This window comes from Sphingomonas sp. R86520 (assembly GCF_042466285.1).
GTDB lineage: Bacteria > Pseudomonadota > Alphaproteobacteria > Sphingomonadales > Sphingomonadaceae > Sphingomonas.
This window is the reverse complement of record NZ_JAXHBZ010000001.1, coordinates 3,591,253-3,608,708: the sequence shown is the minus strand read 5'-3', so window position 1 is coordinate 3,608,708 and position 17,456 is coordinate 3,591,253. Positions and strand designations below refer to the sequence as shown.

The following is a 17,456-nucleotide window of genomic DNA, read 5'->3' as shown; positions in this document are numbered from 1 at the left end:
GTAGCGACTACGGGGGATGACGACAGCTTCGATGCCCGGGGTGACGGAGTGGGTGACGCTTCCCCTTACCTGCGGTACAGCACCCGCTCCTCCAGCTCGAGGCTGATCATGTCCGAAGATTTCTACCGCATCAAACGCCTGCCCCCTTACGTCATCGCCGAAGTGAACGCGATGCGGGCGGCGGCGCGCGCGGGCGGGGAGGACATCATCGATCTTGGCATGGGCAATCCCGACCTGCCGCCGCCCGAGCACGTCATCGAGAAGCTCGTCGAAGTCGCGCGCAAGCCCAGCGCACACGGCTATTCGCAGTCGAAGGGCATTCCGGGACTTCGGAAAGCGCAGGCGAACTACTACGGCCGCCGCTTCGGCGTCGACGTCGATCCCGAGACCGAAGTCGTCGTCACGATGGGCTCGAAGGAGGGACTCGCGAGCCTGGCTACCGCGATCACCGCGCCAGGCGACGTCGTGCTCGCGCCGAACCCGTCTTATCCGATCCATACTTTCGGTTTCATCATCGCCGGCGCGACGATCCGCGCGGTGCCGACGACCCCCGACGAGGCCTATTTCGAGAGCCTGGAGCGCGCGATGGCGTTCACCGTGCCGCGCCCCTCGATCCTGGTCGTCAACTATCCGTCGAACCCGACGGCGGAGGCAGTCGATCTCGCCTTCTACGAGCGACTCGTTGCGTGGGCGAAGGAGAACCAGGTCTGGATCATCTCCGACCTCGCCTATTCGGAGCTGTATTATGACGGCAATCCGACGCCTTCGATCCTCCAGGTACCGGGCGCGAAGGACATCGCGATCGAGTTCACGTCGCTCAGCAAGACCTACTCGATGGCGGGCTGGCGGATCGGCTTCGCGGTCGGCAACAAGACGCTGATCGCGGCGATGACGCGGGTGAAGTCGTACCTCGATTACGGCGCGTTCACGCCAATCCAGGCCGCCGCCTGCGCCGCGCTGAACGGCCCGCAGGACATCGTCGAGCGCAACCGCCAGCTGTATCACAAGCGTCGCGATGTGATGGTCGACAGCTTCGGCCGGGCCGGGTGGGATATCCCGTCCCCTCGCGCATCGATGTTCGCCTGGGCTCCGCTGCCGCCGGCGCTGGCGCATTTAGGTAGCCTTGAGTTCACCAAACAATTGCTGACTCACGCGCACGTCGCCGTTGCTCCAGGCGTAGGCTACGGCGAAAACGGCGAGGGCTATGTGAGGATCGCGATGGTCGAGAACGAACAGCGGCTCCGCCAGGCGGCGCGCAACGTGAAGAAATATCTCCAGTCGATGGGCGTCAACACGCCCGCGCGTGGCGCCGGCTAACCCGCCAGCGTGGATATCAATCCGTTATATTCGGTGGCCGGCGTGCTCGTCGGCCTCATCGTCGGGCTGACGGGTGTCGGTGGCGGGTCGCTGATGACGCCGCTGCTGGTGCTCGTCTTCGGCTTCCACCCCGCCACCGCGGTCGGCACCGACCTGCTCTACGCGTCGGCGACCAAGACGGTCGGCACGACGGTGCATGGCTGGCGCGGCACGGTCGACTGGCGCGTCGTCCGTCGGCTCGCCACCGGGAGCGTTCCCGCGGCGATCGCGACGCTGCTGGTGCTGAACCATCTCGGCGAGAAATCGTCTGGCACCGGCCACGCGATCACCGCCGTGCTCGGCGTGACGCTGATTCTGTCGGCGGTCGCCACCTTCTTCCGCGGTAAGATCGTTGCGTGGCTGACTCCGCGGATCGGCACGGTCGGGGGCGAGCGCCAGGCTTGGCTGACTATTTTGCTTGGTGCGGTGCTCGGCGTGCTGGTGTCGCTCACCTCGGTCGGGGCTGGTGCGCTGGGCATGACCGCGCTGCTCATTCTGTACCCGACGCTGCCGATCAACCGACTGGTCGGGTCCGACATCGCGCATGCCGTGCCGCTGACGCTGCTCGGCGGGATCGGCCACTGGATTCTCGGTTCGGTCGACGTCGACCTGCTCGTGTCGCTGCTGGTCGGCTCGATCCCCGGCATCATCGTCGGCAGCCTGATCGCGACGCGCGTTTCCGACCGCGTGCTGGTACCGGTGCTCGCGACCGTGCTGGCGCTGGTCGGCGTGAAGCTGATCTTCTGACGTGCGGCCGGGTTTCGCCTTCTCGACGCGGTTTCGCGTGCGCTATGCCGAGATCGACGGCCAGCGCATCGTCTTCAACTCGCGCTATCTCGAATATGCCGACGTCGCGGTGACCGAGTTCTGGGAATGGACCGGGATCGCGGAGGCGCTGCCGGATGTATGGCCGACCACTGAGTTCAACGTGCGGCGGACCGAGATCGATTACCTGAAGCCGTTCCGTCTCGGCGATACGGTGGAAGCGTTCGTGCGGATCGAGAAGCTGGGTACGACGAGCCTGACGAAACGCTTCGAGCTGGCGCATGCCGAGACGGGGGCGCTGCATACGGTGATCACCATGGTCAGCGTGCATGTCGATCTCGAGACCGGCCGGCCGGTGCCCCTGCCCGACGCGATCCGCGCGGTGTTGGACGCGCTACCTACTCAATAATCCGAAGAAAGCATGTTCCCCTGCGAAGGCGGGGGTCCAGACTGGCTCCCACCTTCGCGGGAGAACAAGCAGGCATGAGTTGCCGGAGGTTACTCCGCCGCCTCAGCCTGCTCGCCATCTCCAGCAACTTCCCCCGGCAGCGCCCAGATCAGGTCGCCCTTGGTCAGCACGCGCCCGTCATGCGATCGCACCGAGACCGGCTGCAACGGCCGCCGGTCGCGCGCATCGACCAGGATCGGGAACGCCGGCACACACGTCTCCCAGCGCTCGCCCCATTGCCGCAGCGCGATCATCGTCGGCAGCAACGCAAAACCCTTGTCGGTCAGCCCGTAGGCGATCTTCCGCCGATCCTCGGGGATCGGTTGGCGTTCGAGGATGCCGTGCTCGACCAGCCGCGCCAGCCTGTTCGCCAGAATATTCCGCGCGATGCCGAGTTCCGACTGGAACTCCTCGAAATGGTGCAGGCCGTTGAACGACGCCCGCAGGATCAGGAACGACCAGCGCTCGCCCATCGCCTCCAGTGCGGCGGGGAGACTGCATTCCAGCAGGGGTTCGCGCAATTTGCCCACGGCGTCTTCCTTCTTGGACAGCGATGTTACCGCATAAAATCACGAAGCGAAATGCTCCTCGATTTTAGGTTGCAACTCGCAACTAATCGGAATAGGTAGCAATTAGAAACCTTTTAGGAGTCGACCGATGTCCGTCATCACCCGCGCTATTCTGACCGCCGCACCCGCGCTTGCGACAGGGTTTGCCGCATTGATCGCGACGCCGGCATCGGCACAGGTCCCGGTAAACTACTATGTCGCGGTCCCCGCCGCCGCGCCCGCCTCGACGCGACTGATCACCAACGGCACCCCGTGGCGCTGGGAGAACGCGGCGTTCGTGTCCAGCAAGGCGCCGCAGCGCGACGTGATCCTCTGCGCCGCAGTCGCCAAGCGGGTTGGTCCACTCGCCAGTTTCACGGTCGCAGGCACGGCGTATGACGCCGAAGCGCTGGCCGCGTGCAACAACCACGCGAAATAACGAGGAATTTGTTGCAAAGCGGCGCACCCCGGCCCCATCAAGGGGCTGTGCTGCGCCAATATGAACTCGTCGATCGCGTCCTCGACTACGATCCCGACGCCGACGAGGCGATGCTGAACCGCGCCTATGTCTTCTCGATGCAGGCGCACGGGTCGCAGAAGCGCGCATCCGGCGACCCGTATTTCAGCCATCCGATCGAGGTGGCGGGCATCCTCACCGACCTGCATCTCGACGCGGAGACGATCGCAACCGCGATCCTCCACGACACGATCGAGGACACGGTCGCGACCCCGGAGGAGATCGAGCGGCTGTTCGGTCCCTCGGTCGCGCGCCTCGTCGACGGCGTCACCAAGCTGTCGAAGATCGAAGCACAGACCGAAAACGAACGCGCCGCGGAGAACCTGCGGAAGTTCCTGCTGGCGATGTCCGACGACATCCGCGTGCTGTTGGTGAAGCTGGCCGACCGCCTCCACAACATGCGCACGCTGCATCACATCGCGAAGCCCGAGAAGCGCCGTCGCATCGCCAAGGAGACGATGGACATCTACGCGCCGCTCGCCGAGCGGATCGGCATGTACGAGTTCATGCGCGAGATGCAGTCACTCGCGTTCGAGCAACTCGAACCCGAGGCATCGGAGTCGATCAACCGCCGCTTGGAACAGCTGAAAAAGGGCGACGGTGACCGCATCGCCAAGATCGCATCCGGACTGAAGCTGGTGCTGTCGCGCGCCGGTGTCGAGGCGGATATCTCGGGGCGCGAGAAGCATCCCTATTCGATTTTCCGCAAGATGTCCGAGCGTCACATCAGCTTCGAGCAGCTGTCGGACGTAATGGCATTCCGCGCGATCGTGCCGACCGAGGAGGATTGCTACAGGACGCTCGGGATCATCCACCAGCGCTGGCCGATGGTGCCGGGGCGGTTCAAGGATTACATCTCGACGCCCAAGCGCAACGGGTACCGGTCGCTGCACACTTCGGTGATCCATGCCGACAGCGCGCGGATCGAGATCCAGATCCGCACCGCCGACATGCACGCGCAGGCCGAGTTCGGGCTCGCCGCACACTGGGCGTACAAGCAGCAGATCACCGGCAACGACCGCCAGGTGAGCTGGATCCGCGACCTGGTCGAGATTCTCGATACGGCCGAGAGCCCGGAAGAGCTGCTCGAACACACCCGGATGGCGATGTACACCGATCGCATCTTCGCGTTCACGCCGAAGGGCGAGCTGATCCAGCTGCCCAAGGGCGCGACCTCGATCGACTTTGCGTACGCGGTGCATACCGATCTGGGCGATCAGGCGGTCGGCGCGAAGGTCAACGGTCGCGTCGTGCCGCTGTCGACGGTGATCGAGAATGGCGACCAGGTTCAGATCCTGCGGTCGAAGGGCCAGTCGCCGCAGCCGCAATGGCTGAACGTCGCGACAACGGGCAAGGCGCTCGCCGCGATCCGCCGCCATCTTCGCCAGAAGGAACGCGTCGAGCAGACCACGCTTGGCCGGACCTTGTACGAGGATATCGTCACGCGGTTGCCTGCGCAGATCGGGACGGACGCGCTGAGCCACGCGCTCAAGCGATTGAAACTGCCCGACGAATCGTCGCTGATGGTGGCGATCGCGCGGCGGACGCTGTCCGATGCGGCGGTTATGGAAGCATTGATGCCGGGCTCGGCGGGTGCGGACGTGACGCATGCGCTGGCGCCGCAATCGAGCGCGATCTCGATCAAGGGGCTCACCCCCGGCGTGGCCTACGACCTTGCGACGTGTTGCCATCCGGTGCCGGGCGACCGGATCGTCGGGCTGCGCCGGCCCGACGCCGGCATCGAGGTTCATGCGATCGACTGCAAGGTCCTCGCCGAACTCGCCGAACGCTCGGAGAACGAGACCGACTGGGTCGACGTGGCCTGGGGTGACGAGACCGAAGGTGCCGTCGCGCGGATTTCGGTGATGGTGAAGAACGAGCCGGGGTCGCTCGGCATCGTCTCGACGATCATCGGCGGGCACAAGGCGAACATCATCAACCTGCGGCTCGATACGCGCGACAAGAGCTTCCACACCAACGAGATCGACGTCGAGGTGCACGACGTGCAGCAGCTGATGCGGCTGATGGCGGGGCTGCGTGCGGCGGATGCAGTACATACCGTGGAGCGGGTGTAGCCCGATATCCGACGATGACGGCGGGCGCAGCGGGCGCTAGATGGACGCTATGAACCGTCCTGCGTTATCGCCAGCACTCTCGCCAGCACTCTCGATTGTCGTCCCCTGCTATAACGAGGCGGCGTGCCTCGACATCCTGCACGCGCGGATTTCCGGTGCGGCAAAGGTCGCGGTCGGCGACGATTACGAGATCGTCCTGATCAACGACGGATCGCGCGACGACAGCTGGGGTGTGATGCAGCGCCTCGCCGCGACAGATCAGAGGCTGGTCGCAATCAACCTTTCGCGCAACCACGGGCACCAGCTTGCGCTCACCGCCGGCCTCGACCTGTGCGCGGGCGAGCAGATCCTGATCATCGACGCCGATCTCCAGGATCCACCCGAACTCCTATCCGACATGCGCGCGGCGATGGCGGCGAGCCAGGCCGACGTCGTCTATGCGGTGCGCCGCCAGCGCGCGGGCGAGACGATGTTCAAAAAGGCCACCGCCGCCGCCTTCTACCGCATGCTGACGCGGATGACGGATACCCCGATCCCGCTCGATACCGGCGATTTCCGGTTGATGAGCCGGCGGGCGCTCGACGCGTTCCTGTCGCTACCCGAGCAGGCGCGGTTCATCCGCGGGATGGTTGCGTGGATCGGCTTCAAGCAGGTCCCCTTCCCCTATGATCGCGCCGAGCGACTTGCCGGCGAGACGAACTACCCGCTCGCCAAGATGATCCGCTTGGCGTTCGACGCCGTCACCGGCTTCTCGACCGCGCCGTTGCGGTTCGCCAGCCATGCCGGGCTCGCGCTGACCGGCGTGTCGCTGCTGCTGTTCGTCTATATCGCGATCGGTTGGCTCTCGGGCAGCGCGGTGCAGGGCTGGACCTCGACGATGCTAGTCACCGTATTCTTGGGCGCGGTGCAGATGTTCGTGCTGGGGATGATCGGCGAGTATCTCGGGCGGCTGTACGTCGAGTCCAAGCGCCGGCCGCTGTATATCGTCGCGGATGTGGCCGGACCGATCCAGGGCAAGGCTACTCTGGGGTTTCGGGCGGAGCCGGTTGAGACGGTGCGGTTGCCAGACGCGTCCCCTCCAATCCGCACCGAGTGACGAATACTCCTCACCCCAATCCTCACACCACCCCGGCGGAGGCCGGGGCCCAATTGGGAAGGTCGCAGTAACGAAGCGCGCCCGAAATTAGCGACGTTCCCCAATTGGGCCCCGGCCTTCGCCGGGGTGGTAGCTTGTGAAATTCGCAAAGCGTTCAAGCCCGCCCCCCCTCCGTTCGTGCTGAGCGAAGTCGAAGCACCTGCGCGCGAGGCCTGTCCTTCGACTTCGCTCAGGACGAACGGGTTAGGAAACGGGGAAGATCACGAGGCAGGTTACCGCGGCACCGCCAACGTCACGATCGAAACCCCCGGCGTCATCGGCACGCGCCCGACCAGATGCCGTTCCAGCCGAAAAATCTTCTCGAACAGCCCGTTCACCAGCTTCGGCGGCGGCGAATCATCGCTGTCGTCGCGCCCCGTCATCCGCCCGGCGATCCGCGCCGCCGCCGCCAGCGGGAACAGCAGCGAGTTGAAATAGCCGAGCTTCTCGGGCTTCAACCCTGCCGTCTCGATCGCTGCCTTCAGCGTCGCCTTCGAATACCGCCGGTGATGATGATTCACCACGTCGTGCGCGCTCCACAGCCAGGCATGCGCGGGTACCGCGATCAGGATCTTGCCGCCGGGCGCGAGGCAATCGGCCATCGCCTTCAGCGCGGCGACATCGTCCTGGATATGCTCGACCACGTCCAGCACCGCGATCAGGTCATAATGCTTGCGCGGTACGCCCGGCAGCTCGGGCAAAGGCGCGGCGCCGACCGGCTTGCCGAGCCGTTCGCTCGCGATCTCGCGCGCGGCGGGATCGATCTCGATCGCGTCGATTTCGCCGAACTCGGCCAGCATCGGCAAATTGTGCCCGGTGCCGCAACCGATCTCGAGGATCTTCGCATCTTTCGGCAATGCGCCGTAGCGGGTCAGGTAATCGGCAAGGATGTCGCGGCGCGCGCGGTACCACCAATGCGTGGAGTCATGCGCGGCCATCCGGTCGTAGACGATGCGGTCCATCAGTATTTGGCCCTGCGATTGAGAGTCATTTCAGTTGAAAACCCAGAAACGGTTGAGCACGAACGTCACGATCGCGGCAAGGAAGACGGCGGGGATCAGCGGTACCCAGGGATGCAGATGGAGCAGGGCGGTGCCGATCCACGTGATGACCGCATTGAGCGCGAGTCCCGAGCCCTGGACGATCACGAACTTGACGTGCCGCGCCGCGCCCGGCTCCTTCGCGTGGCCCTTGAAGCTCCAGCGACTGTGCAGGAAGAACCCGACCACCACTGCGACGGCGAAGGCGAACGGCACTGCGGCTACCGCCTGGCGTGGCGGGAAGACATAGGCGGTCAGCGGCAGGTAGACGAGCGAATAGACGACGCTGGATATCCCGCCGGCGATGCCGAAGCGCACGAGCTGGCCGAGCACGCCGCTCGACCGCATCTGCTCCATATGTCGCCAAATCGCCTGCATGCCCGCCTTGTTCTTTACCCGTACCGCGATAGAGCGGCCTCGAACACAAGCCCGCGCATCTAGTGTGCGTGCGGGCAGGAGGAAAGCGTTTTGGATCAGGGGCCCTCGCCGAAGCCGTCGACGGAACGGACGTTGCTGGACGAACTTGATCGGCATTGGATCGCGTTGACGCTGCTCGCCTGGGTGGCGGTGGCGGCGTGGTCGATGTTTGATCGCTGGGGGCAGGTCCGCTGGCTGTCGCTGGGCGATACCGACGACAACATGCGGCTGATGCAGGTGCGTGCGCTGCTCGACGGCCAGGGCTGGTACGATCTGCGCAACTACCGGCTGAATCCGCCGTTCGGGTTCGACATCCACTGGAGCCGGATCGTCGATCTGCCGATCGCCGGGCTGATCCTGTTCTTCCGGCTGTTCACCAGCAACAGCTGGGCGGAGCGCCTCGCGTGCGGGATCGCGCCGTTGCTGCCGCTGTCGATCGCGATGCTGGGGATCGGGGCGACCGTGAGGCGACTGATCAGCCCCTATGCGTGGCCTTTGGCGATCGTGGTCATGGTCGGTGCGACCGGCACGATGCTGATGTTCATGCCAGAGCGGATCGATCATCATGGCTGGCAGCTGGCGATGCTCAGCCTGACGGTCGCGGGGTTGTGCGATACGAACGCGCGTCGTGGCGGCGCCATGGTCGGGATCGCGAGCGCGGTGTCGCTGTCGATCGGACTGGAGCTGCTGCCGTATGCGGCAATGGCGGGGGCGATCATCGCGCTGCGCTGGGTATGGGACCGCACCGAGGCTGACCGGCTGTCGATCTATGCGCTGACCCTGGGTGGTGGCAGCACGCTTGGGTTCGCGCTGTTCGCGTCGAACGCCAACCAGGCGATGCGGTGCGATGCGCTGACGCCCGTGTGGTTGAGTGTGATGATTGCGGCGGGGATGCTGCTGTTCTTGCTGGCGCGGTTCGGGCCGGCTTCGCGGGGCGCGCGGCTGGCGCTGGCGGTCGCTGCGGGGGGCGCGATCGTCATCGGCTTCGCGCTGGTGTTCCCGCAATGCCTTGGGCGGCCCGAGGGGATCTCGCCCGAGCTGCAACGCAACTGGCTGGACAATGTCCGCGAGGCCAAGCCGATCTACAAGCACAGTTTCCGCGTCGGATTCGCGCTCGCGACACTGCCGATCATAGGACTTATCGGCGCCATCCTCGCGGCGTGGCGGGCGCGGCGCGACGCCCGTGCGGTCGGCTGGGCGGCGGTCGCGCTGTTCACTGCATTCGCCTGCGCGATGCTGCTCTGGCAGGTGCGTGCAGGTCCCGCCGCGCAGTTGCTGGCGATCCCGGGATCGACCGCGCTCGGCTGGGTGATCCTGCCCTGGCTTCTTGGCAACCGATCGGTGTTCGTGCGGGTGCTGGGGACCGTCGGTGCGTTCCTGATCGTGTCGGGCCTGTTTGCCGGGATGGTGCTCCAGTATCTGCCGATCGACCGACCGAAGCCGTATGAAAAGCGCGTCAATTCGGCGACCGGCAACTGCCTGCGCACCACCGTGCTGCTCGCGCTGAACCGCTATCCGGCGCAGACGATCTTCACCTTCGTCGACATGGGGCCGCGGCTGATCACGATCACGCATCACGATGCGGTGGCGGGGCCGTATCACCGCAACGGCGACGCGATCCTCGACGTCCAGCACGCGTTCGGGCGGACCGCGGACGAGGCACATGCGATCATCAGGCGTCACGGCGCGACAATGCTGCTGCTGTGCCCGAACGCGGCCGAATCGACCAACTACAAGGCGCGCAACCCGAAGGGGTTCTATGCCGAACTGGCGAAGAATGAGGTGCCAACTTGGCTGACCCCGCTACCGCTGCCCGCGAAGTCACCGTTGCGGTTGTTCAAGGTGGACTGACGCGCCGTCATCCCCGCTGAGGCGGGGATGACGGCTAGAGTTGCGGCGGTTAGCGCAGCACTACCGACAGGCCGTCGAGCACGAACTGCACCGCTAGCGCCGCGAGCAGCACGCCCAGCAGACGCGTGATCACCGCTTCGATCTTCGCGCCGAGGATCCGCATCAGCGGCCCCGCCGCCAGCAGCGCGACCAAAGTCAGCAGCAGGATCGTTGCCGTCGCGGCGAGCACCACCGCCGATCGCTCGATCCCCTCGTTGCGGCCCATCAGCAGCATGACGGATGCAATCGAGCCCGGCCCCGCGATCATCGGCATTGCCATAGGGAAAATCGAGACGTCCTCGACCTCGGGATCCTCCGCGACCTTCGCCGCGCGATCCTCGCGGCGCTGGGTACGCTTCTCGAACACCATTTCGAGCGCGATCAGGAACAGCATGATGCCGCCGGCGATGCGAAAGCTCGCCAGGCTGATGCCGAGGCCCTTCAGCAGCGCCTCGCCGAACAGCGCGAACACCAGCAGGATCGCGGCCGCGACACCCACCGCGCGGAACGCCATCGCGCGCTTTTGTGTCGCCGATGCGCCGGCTGACAGCCCCGCGTAGATCGGTGCGCAGCCCAGCGGATCTATGACCACGAAGAACGTGATCAGCGAGGATACGAAGAGCTCGATCACAGTGCAGCCTCATTGATCGCGACGTTCTCGCGGCGTCCTGCCGAGACCAGCGTGTTGCGCAACAGGCACGCGATCGTCATCGGTCCGACACCACCCGGCACCGGCGTAATCGCGCCCGCGACCGCGACGGCGCTGGCGAAATCGACGTCCCCGACCAGCCCGGCATCGGTGCGGTTGATACCGACGTCGATGACGGTCGCGCCGGGCTTCAGCCAGTCGCCCTTGATCATCTCCGGGATCCCGACTGCGGCGACGACGATGTCGGCGCGACGGATGTGCGCGGGGACGTCCTTGGTGCGGCTATGGACGACCGTCACGGTGCAGCTCTCGCGGAGCAGCAGTTGCGCCATCGGCTTGCCGACGATGTTGGACCGGCCGACGACGACGGCTTCGAGCCCGCTCAGGTTTGGTAGCACGCTTTTCAACAGCAGCACGCAGCCGAACGGCGTGCAGGGCACGAAACCTGGCAGGCCAGTGGCAAGTCGGCCCGCGTTGATCGGGTGGAAGCCATCGACGTCCTTGTCGGGATCGATCGCCGAGATCACAGCCTGCTCGTCAATATGGTTGGGCAGCGGCAATTGAACGAGGATGCCGTCGATTTTCGGATCGGCATTCAGCGTCGCGACCAGCGCGAGCAGGTTTTCGGCCGGCACGTCGGCGGGGAGCCGGTGCTCGATGCTCTCCATGCCAGCCTCACGCGTCGCTTTGCCCTTCGAGCGGACATAGACGTTGGACGCGGGATCTTCGCCGACCAGCACCACGGCAAGACCGGGCGCGCGGCCCGCCTGTGCACGAAAGGCGGTGACGCCGTCTGCGATACGGGCCCGGAGGCCGGCGGCGAAGGCCTTGCCGTCGATGATGGTCGCGCTCATGCCCGCGGGCCATAGAGCGCGGACGCGATTTCCGCCAGCACAGTGGCATCTCCGGCGATGTGCAGGCGCTTCAGCCGGGAGGTTTCGCCGGCAACGATGGTCACGGCGCGCTTGGACACCCCGAAGGTCTTGGCGACTAGCGCAACGAGACCGGCATTCGCTGCCCCGTCGACGGGCGCCGCCGCCAAGCGCGTGCCGAAATGCTCGTCTGTCCCGGCGGTGAGCGCATCCCGTCCACCGCGCGGCGTCACGCGGACGGCGATCGCGAGACCGTCATCGACCGCGCGCCAAGCGGACTTCTCGCTCAATAGGTCGCGACGAGGTAATTCTGCGCGATGTTCGGGATGACGATGTTGCTGAGGATGTAGAGGATCAGCAGCACGACCAGCGGCGACAGGTCGAGCGCACCGAAATCGGGCAGGATTCGGCGGATCGGGCGATACATCGGCTCGGTCATTCGCTGCAGCGCGGTCCATACGGTACGGACGAAATCGCTGTGCGTATTGATGACGTTGAACGCGATCAGCCACGACAAGATCGCCTGTACGACGATGATCCACCAGATGACGGTGAGCAGCAACTGGACGATCTGAAGAAGGGCGATCAAGGGCGTAGGTCTCCGCTGGTGTGGTCCGGATATAACGGGGCGGGGGGAGAACGAGAAGCCCTGTGATGTTCCCGCCCGTTCGTCGGACCGCCTGCGTCCTGTCACACCGCCATTGCAGCGCCACCCCCACCGCAAAACGTCGCCCCAGCGAAAGCTGGGGTATCCGCGTGGCGAGAGCAGGGGCCCGAACCGGGAAGATCCCAGCTTTCGCTGGGGTGACGGAATAAGGCTGGGATGACGAATATGTTCGGGCAGGACGCGAAGGGAGTTCCCCCTTACCGCGCCCGCCCGTTCGCGCTCACCAGCGTCCCCGCGCCTTGCTTGGTGAATATCTCCAGCAGCATCGCGTGGGGGACGCGGCCGTCGATGATCACTGCGGCGTCGACCCCTGAGCCGACCGCCGCGACGCACGTCTCCAGCTTCGGGATCATGCCGCCGGTGATCGTGCCGTCGGCGCGCAGTTCGGCGATCTTCGCGGGATCAAGATCGGTCAGCAATTCGCCCTGCTTGTCGAGCACGCCCACCACGTCGGTCAGCAGGAAGAACCGCGCGGCGCCCATTGCCGCCGCGATCGCGCCGGCCATCGTGTCTGCGTTGATGTTGTAGGTGTGGCCGTCGGCGCCGATGCCGATCGGTGCGATCACCGGGATGATGTCGGCGGCGAGCAGCGTGTCGAGGATCGTCCGGTCGACCGCGATCGGCTCGCCGACGAAGCCCAGGTCGACATGGCGCTCAATGCCCTGGAGCTTGTCCGGCTCGCGGCCATGGCCGACTTTCTGCGCGAGGACGAGGCCCGCGTCCTTGCCCGAGATGCCGACCGCGCGGCCGCCGGCCTGGCCGATCCAGCCGACGATTTCCTTGTTGATCGAGCCTGCCAGGACCATCTCGGCAATCTGCGCGGTCTCCGCATCGGTGACGCGCAGACCGTCGACGAAGCGCGATTCGACGCCCAGCCGCTTCAGCATCGCGCCGATCTGGGGCCCGCCGCCGTGGACGACGACCGGGTTGATGCCGACCGCCTTGAGCAGCACCATGTCCTCGGCGAAATCGCGCTGGAGCTCTGGGTCGCCCATCGCGTGGCCGCCATACTTCACGACGAACGTCTTGCCGGCGTAACGCTGCAGATACGGCAGCGCCTCGGTGAGCGTTTCCGCCTTGGCGAGCAGGGCGGGATCGGGCGTGTGATCGGTCATGCCCGCGCTTTAGCCAGTCGCGGGCGGTTCGTCATCCGGGGAACGTGCACGGCGTTTGTCGGTGTGACGCAGGCACGTCGCCTCATCCGTCATCTCAGCGAAAGCTGGGATCTCCCGGCTCGAGCCACAGCGCTCGCCAACGGGAATACCCCAGCTTTCGCTGGGGTGACGGGACTAAGTCTCAAACCCGGTCCAGCCGCCGCCCCAGCCGCACGAAGAACGTGATCATGAACGGCACCAGCACGATCGACAGCACCACCTTGGTCAGCATCTGCCCCTCCATCAGACCGACGATCGGCCGTTCGCCGAGGAACGAGATGGTGATGAACAGGATCGTATCGATGATCTGCGAGATGATGCTCGCGATCATGCCCCGGAGCCACACCAGCTTGCCGTCGCCGCTGCCGACCTGCCCCGACAGCTTCGAGAAGATCAGGACGTTGAGCGTTTGCGAGATACCGTAGGAGATCAGCCCCGCGATCATCATCCGCGAGCTTTGTCCTACCACGATCGGGAACGCGTCGACCGCGGGCGGATACATTCCCGGATCGTGCGGCAGCGCCAGCACCAGGTGGATCAGCGCCGCCGACACCAGCAGCGGGATGAAGCCGAGCCGGACGAGGAACGTCGCGGTCTTCTGTCCGTGCAGTTCGGAGATCGCGCTACTCAACACCACCAGCAACAGGAAGCCGAAGATCCCCGCCTCCACCGCGAGCGGCCCGAGCGCGACCTGCTTCACCCCCAGCACGCCGGCGATGCACACCATGCCGCCGTACAGGACCGAGAAAACGAAGAGCGAACGCGGAAACGCGGCGGCCTGATTGCTAGGGGGAGGCTTATCCATCGCCCGGGACGCTAGCGAAAACCGCCGCCCCGTCAAATAACTAGCGACGAGGCCGCTCGCGTGTCATGTCGGTCGCTTGCGTGGCCGGGGGGCCGCGTGTGTGATCCGAGAAAAGCGCAGGGCGTCCATGGAAAGACTATTCATCGGCCTTGCAGGCATCGCCGTCATTCTCGGCATCGCCGTGCTGCTATCGACCGACCGCCGCGCGATCCGCCTGCGGATCGTCGGTGCGGCCTTCGCACTTCAAGTCGGGATCGCGGTGCTCGTGCTGTATTCGAGCATCGGCAAAGTGGTGCTGGGCGGCATGTCCGGCGGCGTCGCGAACCTGCTCGGCTATTCGCAGAAGGGCACCGAGTTCCTGTTCGGCAAGATGGCGACACCCGAGATCGGCGGGCAAAGTTTTGCGATCGCCGCGCTGCCGGTGATCATCTTCTTCGCCAGCCTCGTTTCGATCCTTTATTATCTCGGCATCATGCAGCTGGTGGTGCGCTGGGTCGGCGGCGGGATCGAGAAGGTCATCGGCGTGTCGAAAGTCGAATCGCTGTGCGCGGCGGCGAACATCTTCGTCGGCCAGAGCGAATCGCCGCTTGTCATCCGGCCGTATCTCGCAGGGCTAACGCCCGCGCAGTTGTTCACGGTGATGACCAGCGGCATGGCCGGCGTCGCGGGCACGATCCTCGCGGCCTACGCGTCGATGGGCATCCGCATCGATTATCTACTCGCGGCGAGTTTCATGGCGGCACCCGGCGGGATCCTGATGGCGAAGATCATCATGCCGGACCGCGTGATGCCGCCCGAAGGCGAACTCGCGCTCGGCGACATGCCCGGCGAGTCGTCGGCGGGCGAACCCATGCCGCAAGCCACGCACGACGAGGAAAAGCCCGCCAATCTGATCATGGCGGCCGCGCAGGGCGCGCAGACCGGCGTGCGCCTCGCCGTCGCGGTCGGCGCGATGGTGCTGGCTTTCGTGGCGCTGGTGGCGCTGGCCAACGGCCTGCTCGGCGGGCTCGGCAACATGATCGGGTTGCCGGGTCTGAGCTTCCAGGGCCTGCTCGGCTATGTCTTCGCGCCGATCATGTTCCTCCTGAACGTGCCGTGGAACGAGGCGGGAATCGCCGGCGGGCTGTTCGGGCAGAAGATCGTGCTGAACGAATTCGTCGCGTATATCTCGCTCGGCACGCAGCAGGGGCTCAGTGCGCGGACGATCGCGGTCGTCACCTTCTCGCTGTGCGGTTTCGCGAACTTCTCGTCGATCGCGATCCAGATGGCAGTGACTGGCAGCCTCGCGCCGAACCAGCGCCCGATGATCGCCAAGCTTGGCCTTCGCGCGCTCGCCGCCGGAAGTCTGGCCAACCTGATGTCCGCCGCGCTCGCAGGCCTGCTGATCGGCTGACCCCGCAGCCCGTCGCACGGCGCATGAAATGCAATCGGGCCCGCCACCTTTCGGCGACGGGCCCGACGAAAACCGCCTCGTGGGGGAATCGAGGCAGCTAACTCGCTTGGTAGCCGATTACGGCAGCATTACCGTGTCGACGACGTGGATGACGCCGTTCGATTGCATGACGTTGGCGATCGTGATCTTACCCTTGTGGCCCTTGCCATCCATGATACCCCAGCCGGTGCCGACCTTCTTGAACATCAGCGGCTCGCCCTGAACGGTCGTGTAGGTCGCGGTGCCGCCGTTCGCCTTCGCCTTGGCGGCGATGTCGGCGGCGGTGATCGTGCCGGGAACGACGTGATAGGTCAGGACGCTGGCGAGCTGTGCCTTGTTCTCGGGCTTGAGCAGCGTGTCGACGGTGCCGGCCGGCAGCTTCTTGAACGCGGCGTTGGTCGGCGCGAACACGGTGAACGGTCCTGGGCCCGACAGCGTCTCGACCAGGCCGGCGGCCTTGACCGCCGCGACCAGTGTCGTGTGATCCTTAGAATTGACCGCGTTCTCGACGATCGTCTTGGTCGGATACATCGCGGCACCACCGACCATCGGGTTGGTCTGGGCGGCAACGATCGCGCTGCCGCTGACGGCAAATGCGGTGGCGACGATCGCGGTACGAATGAAGTGGTTCATGGCATGCTCTCCTGCGTGCGGAGCCGGTGTGCGGCGCCACTGCAGGGAGATACGGGCGCCCGCGGAGAAGGACGCAGGCGGCGATCAGATCGCCGCGCGAAGCCCTGCCCAAGCCGCGATTTCCTCGTCATGATGTCGCGTGACGATCAGGTCGCTCGCGGTCCCGGTGGCGAGATCGACGTCGATCGTGCCCGTCCATTCGAACGTGGCATTGCCCGACAGCGTCACCATCGCCGCTTCGCTCGCTTCGGCGCGGACCAGCCCGCCCTTGTTGAAAACCGTTGTCGGCGTGTCGTACGCGATCCGCCCGGTCAGGCACGCAGCATAGGTCGACGCCGCCATCGCGCTGCCACAGCTGTCGGTCAGGCCGACGCCGCGCTCGAACGTCCGGACGAACAGATCCATGCGCCGGACCTCGACGAAGCTGACATTGGCACGATTGGGAAGCCATGCGGGCGCGGCTTCGCAAGCCTCGCCGACGCGGACGAGTTCGGCCTCGTCGATCGCCTCCACGAACGTCACGAGATGCGGGTTGGGCATAGCGACCGCAGTAAAGCTGCGGTTGCTCGGCAAACCAGCGATCGGGACGTCGACGATGCGGTCGGCGTCCACTGCCATCGGCCACGCCGCGATATCGAGTGAGGCCGGGCCGGCGATTTCCCGCACGGTGAACACGCCTTGCACGATATCGGCATCGCGCACGACGACCGCATCGCTCGTCTTCAACAGCGCCGTTGCAGTCTCCGACCCGGTCGCGGCGAACCCCGCCCGCGCGACGCAGCGCAGGCCGTTGAGGCAGGTCTCCGATTCGCTGCCGTCCGAATTGAACATCCGCATGCCGAACGCGTGGTCGTCATCGCCGGCAGTCAGCAGCAGCAGTCCGTCGCCTCCGACCAGCCCCGTGCGATCGGCGAGCGCGCGGGCGACCGCGGCCCATGCCGCGTCGTCGAGCGCCGACGCACGCGCGTCGATCAGCGGAAAATCGTTGCCGGAGCCATGACATTTGACGAGTTCGAAGCGCATGCCCGCCATCTAGTCACGCACACGCGGCAA

General features: G+C 65.6%; 19 protein-coding genes. 8 read left to right on the top strand and 11 right to left on the bottom strand.

Going from position 1 to position 17,456, the window contains the following annotated elements; genetic code table 11:
- Positions 1–108 precede the first annotated feature (108 nt).
- The 3 genes from SJY41_RS16615 to SJY41_RS16605 are packed head-to-tail and all read left to right on the top strand — an operon-like array spanning position 109 to position 2,530.
- Entirely contained in the window at positions 109–1,317 is a 1,209-nt protein-coding gene (locus tag SJY41_RS16615; protein ID WP_380783324.1) for an LL-diaminopimelate aminotransferase, read from the top strand.
- A gap of 9 nt (positions 1,318–1,326) precedes the next feature.
- Positions 1,327–2,103, top strand: a complete 777-nt coding sequence (locus tag SJY41_RS16610) for a sulfite exporter TauE/SafE family protein (RefSeq protein ID WP_380783323.1) — start codon at positions 1,327–1,329, stop codon at positions 2,101–2,103.
- Position 2,104: 1 nt separating this feature from the next.
- Positions 2,105–2,530, top strand: a complete 426-nt coding sequence (locus tag SJY41_RS16605) for an acyl-CoA thioesterase (RefSeq protein WP_380783322.1) — start codon at positions 2,105–2,107, stop codon at positions 2,528–2,530.
- An 89-nt stretch (positions 2,531–2,619) separates the two neighbouring features.
- On the opposite strand, the gene SJY41_RS16600 is transcribed toward SJY41_RS16605, so the two are convergent.
- Entirely contained in the window at positions 2,620–3,042 is a 423-nt protein-coding gene (locus SJY41_RS16600; protein ID WP_380784173.1) for a winged helix-turn-helix transcriptional regulator, read from the bottom strand.
- A gap of 184 nt (positions 3,043–3,226) precedes the next feature.
- Here SJY41_RS16600 and SJY41_RS16595 point away from each other — a divergent pair, with 184 nt between their 5' ends.
- From SJY41_RS16595 to SJY41_RS16585, 3 genes are read left to right on the top strand one after another with little or no spacing between them, the layout of a single operon-like run.
- Positions 3,227–3,556 (top strand): hypothetical protein, encoded by a 330-nt coding sequence (locus SJY41_RS16595; protein WP_380783321.1) that lies wholly within the window; start codon positions 3,227–3,229, stop codon positions 3,554–3,556.
- Between the two features lie 47 nt (positions 3,557–3,603).
- Positions 3,604–5,709, top strand: coding sequence for a RelA/SpoT family protein (locus tag SJY41_RS16590; protein ID WP_380783320.1), 2,106 nt, complete (start codon positions 3,604–3,606; stop codon positions 5,707–5,709).
- Positions 5,710–5,758: 49 nt separating this feature from the next.
- Entirely contained in the window at positions 5,759–6,805 is a 1,047-nt protein-coding gene (locus tag SJY41_RS16585; RefSeq protein ID WP_380784172.1) for a glycosyltransferase family 2 protein, read from the top strand.
- Between the two features lie 272 nt (positions 6,806–7,077).
- Here the strand turns inward: SJY41_RS16585 and SJY41_RS16580 are convergent, their stop codons facing one another.
- Both SJY41_RS16580 and SJY41_RS16575 read right to left on the bottom strand, forming a co-directional pair.
- Complete coding sequence (locus SJY41_RS16580; protein WP_380783318.1) at positions 7,078–7,806, bottom strand: class I SAM-dependent methyltransferase; 729 nt, start codon at positions 7,804–7,806, stop codon at positions 7,078–7,080.
- 30 nt (positions 7,807–7,836) lie between these two features.
- Complete coding sequence (locus SJY41_RS16575) at positions 7,837–8,262, bottom strand: GtrA family protein (RefSeq protein WP_380783317.1); 426 nt, start codon at positions 8,260–8,262, stop codon at positions 7,837–7,839.
- A 132-nt stretch (positions 8,263–8,394) separates the two neighbouring features.
- On the opposite strand from SJY41_RS16575, the gene SJY41_RS16570 reads away from it, so the two are divergent.
- Positions 8,395–10,152 carry an AcrB/AcrD/AcrF family protein gene (locus SJY41_RS16570; RefSeq protein ID WP_380783316.1) on the top strand — a complete coding sequence of 586 codons (1,758 nt, stop codon included), beginning with the start codon at positions 8,395–8,397 and terminating at the stop codon, positions 10,150–10,152.
- Positions 10,153–10,201: 49 nt separating this feature from the next.
- Here SJY41_RS16570 and SJY41_RS16565 read toward each other — a convergent pair whose 3' ends face one another.
- The 6 genes from SJY41_RS16565 to SJY41_RS16540 all read right to left on the bottom strand — a co-directional run bounded on the left by SJY41_RS16565 (position 10,202) and on the right by SJY41_RS16540 (position 14,338).
- Positions 10,202–10,822 (bottom strand): MarC family protein, encoded by a 621-nt coding sequence (locus tag SJY41_RS16565; RefSeq protein WP_380783315.1) that lies wholly within the window; start codon positions 10,820–10,822, stop codon positions 10,202–10,204.
- Complete coding sequence (folD, locus tag SJY41_RS16560) at positions 10,819–11,694, bottom strand: bifunctional methylenetetrahydrofolate dehydrogenase/methenyltetrahydrofolate cyclohydrolase FolD (protein ID WP_380783314.1); 876 nt, start codon at positions 11,692–11,694, stop codon at positions 10,819–10,821. Before folD ends, SJY41_RS16565 begins: the two co-directional genes overlap by 4 nt.
- Complete coding sequence (locus SJY41_RS16555) at positions 11,691–12,002, bottom strand: DUF167 domain-containing protein (RefSeq protein WP_380783313.1); 312 nt, start codon at positions 12,000–12,002, stop codon at positions 11,691–11,693. The genes folD and SJY41_RS16555 overlap by 4 nt, the downstream gene beginning before the upstream one ends.
- Complete coding sequence (locus tag SJY41_RS16550; RefSeq protein ID WP_380783312.1) at positions 11,999–12,301, bottom strand: YggT family protein; 303 nt, start codon at positions 12,299–12,301, stop codon at positions 11,999–12,001. Before SJY41_RS16550 ends, SJY41_RS16555 begins: the two co-directional genes overlap by 4 nt.
- Positions 12,302–12,576: 275 nt before the next feature.
- Positions 12,577–13,494, bottom strand: a complete 918-nt coding sequence (argB, locus tag SJY41_RS16545; protein ID WP_380783311.1) for an acetylglutamate kinase — start codon at positions 13,492–13,494, stop codon at positions 12,577–12,579.
- 181 nt (positions 13,495–13,675) lie between these two features.
- Entirely contained in the window at positions 13,676–14,338 is a 663-nt protein-coding gene (locus tag SJY41_RS16540; protein WP_380783310.1) for a queuosine precursor transporter, read from the bottom strand.
- Between the two features lie 127 nt (positions 14,339–14,465).
- Between SJY41_RS16540 and SJY41_RS16535 the strand changes: the two genes are divergently transcribed.
- Positions 14,466–15,731 (top strand): NupC/NupG family nucleoside CNT transporter, encoded by a 1,266-nt coding sequence (locus tag SJY41_RS16535; RefSeq protein WP_380783309.1) that lies wholly within the window; start codon positions 14,466–14,468, stop codon positions 15,729–15,731.
- Positions 15,732–15,848: 117 nt separating this feature from the next.
- On the opposite strand, the gene SJY41_RS16530 is transcribed toward SJY41_RS16535, so the two are convergent.
- Positions 15,849–16,403: a fasciclin domain-containing protein gene (locus SJY41_RS16530; RefSeq protein WP_380783308.1), complete on the bottom strand. Its 555-nt coding sequence runs from the start codon at positions 16,401–16,403 to the stop codon at positions 15,849–15,851.
- 84 nt (positions 16,404–16,487) lie between these two features.
- Positions 16,488–17,426 (bottom strand): diaminopimelate epimerase, encoded by a 939-nt coding sequence (gene dapF, locus SJY41_RS16525; protein ID WP_380783307.1) that lies wholly within the window; start codon positions 17,424–17,426, stop codon positions 16,488–16,490.
- Positions 17,427–17,456 lie beyond the last annotated feature (30 nt).

Bases quoted from the DNA above. Each gene is read 5' to 3' on its own strand.
- SJY41_RS16615 (WP_380783324.1), top strand. From the start codon at position 109: ATGTCCGAAGATTTCTACCGCATCAAACGCCTGCCCCCTTACGTCATC.
- SJY41_RS16600 (WP_380784173.1), bottom strand. From the start codon at position 3,042: ATGGGCGAGCGCTGGTCGTTCCTGATCCTGCGGGCGTCGTTCAACGGC.
- SJY41_RS16595 (WP_380783321.1), top strand. From the start codon at position 3,227: ATGTCCGTCATCACCCGCGCTATTCTGACCGCCGCACCCGCGCTTGCG.
- SJY41_RS16585 (WP_380784172.1), top strand. From the start codon at position 5,759: ATGAACCGTCCTGCGTTATCGCCAGCACTCTCGCCAGCACTCTCGATT.
- SJY41_RS16580 (WP_380783318.1), bottom strand. From the start codon at position 7,806: ATGGACCGCATCGTCTACGACCGGATGGCCGCGCATGACTCCACGCAT.
- SJY41_RS16575 (WP_380783317.1), bottom strand. From the start codon at position 8,262: ATGCAGGCGATTTGGCGACATATGGAGCAGATGCGGTCGAGCGGCGTG.
- folD (WP_380783314.1), bottom strand. From the start codon at position 11,694: ATGAGCGCGACCATCATCGACGGCAAGGCCTTCGCCGCCGGCCTCCGG.
- argB (WP_380783311.1), bottom strand. From the start codon at position 13,494: ATGACCGATCACACGCCCGATCCCGCCCTGCTCGCCAAGGCGGAAACG.
- SJY41_RS16540 (WP_380783310.1), bottom strand. From the start codon at position 14,338: ATGGATAAGCCTCCCCCTAGCAATCAGGCCGCCGCGTTTCCGCGTTCG.
- SJY41_RS16535 (WP_380783309.1), top strand. From the start codon at position 14,466: ATGGAAAGACTATTCATCGGCCTTGCAGGCATCGCCGTCATTCTCGGC.
- SJY41_RS16530 (WP_380783308.1), bottom strand. From the start codon at position 16,403: ATGAACCACTTCATTCGTACCGCGATCGTCGCCACCGCATTTGCCGTC.
- dapF (WP_380783307.1), bottom strand. From the start codon at position 17,426: ATGCGCTTCGAACTCGTCAAATGTCATGGCTCCGGCAACGATTTTCCG.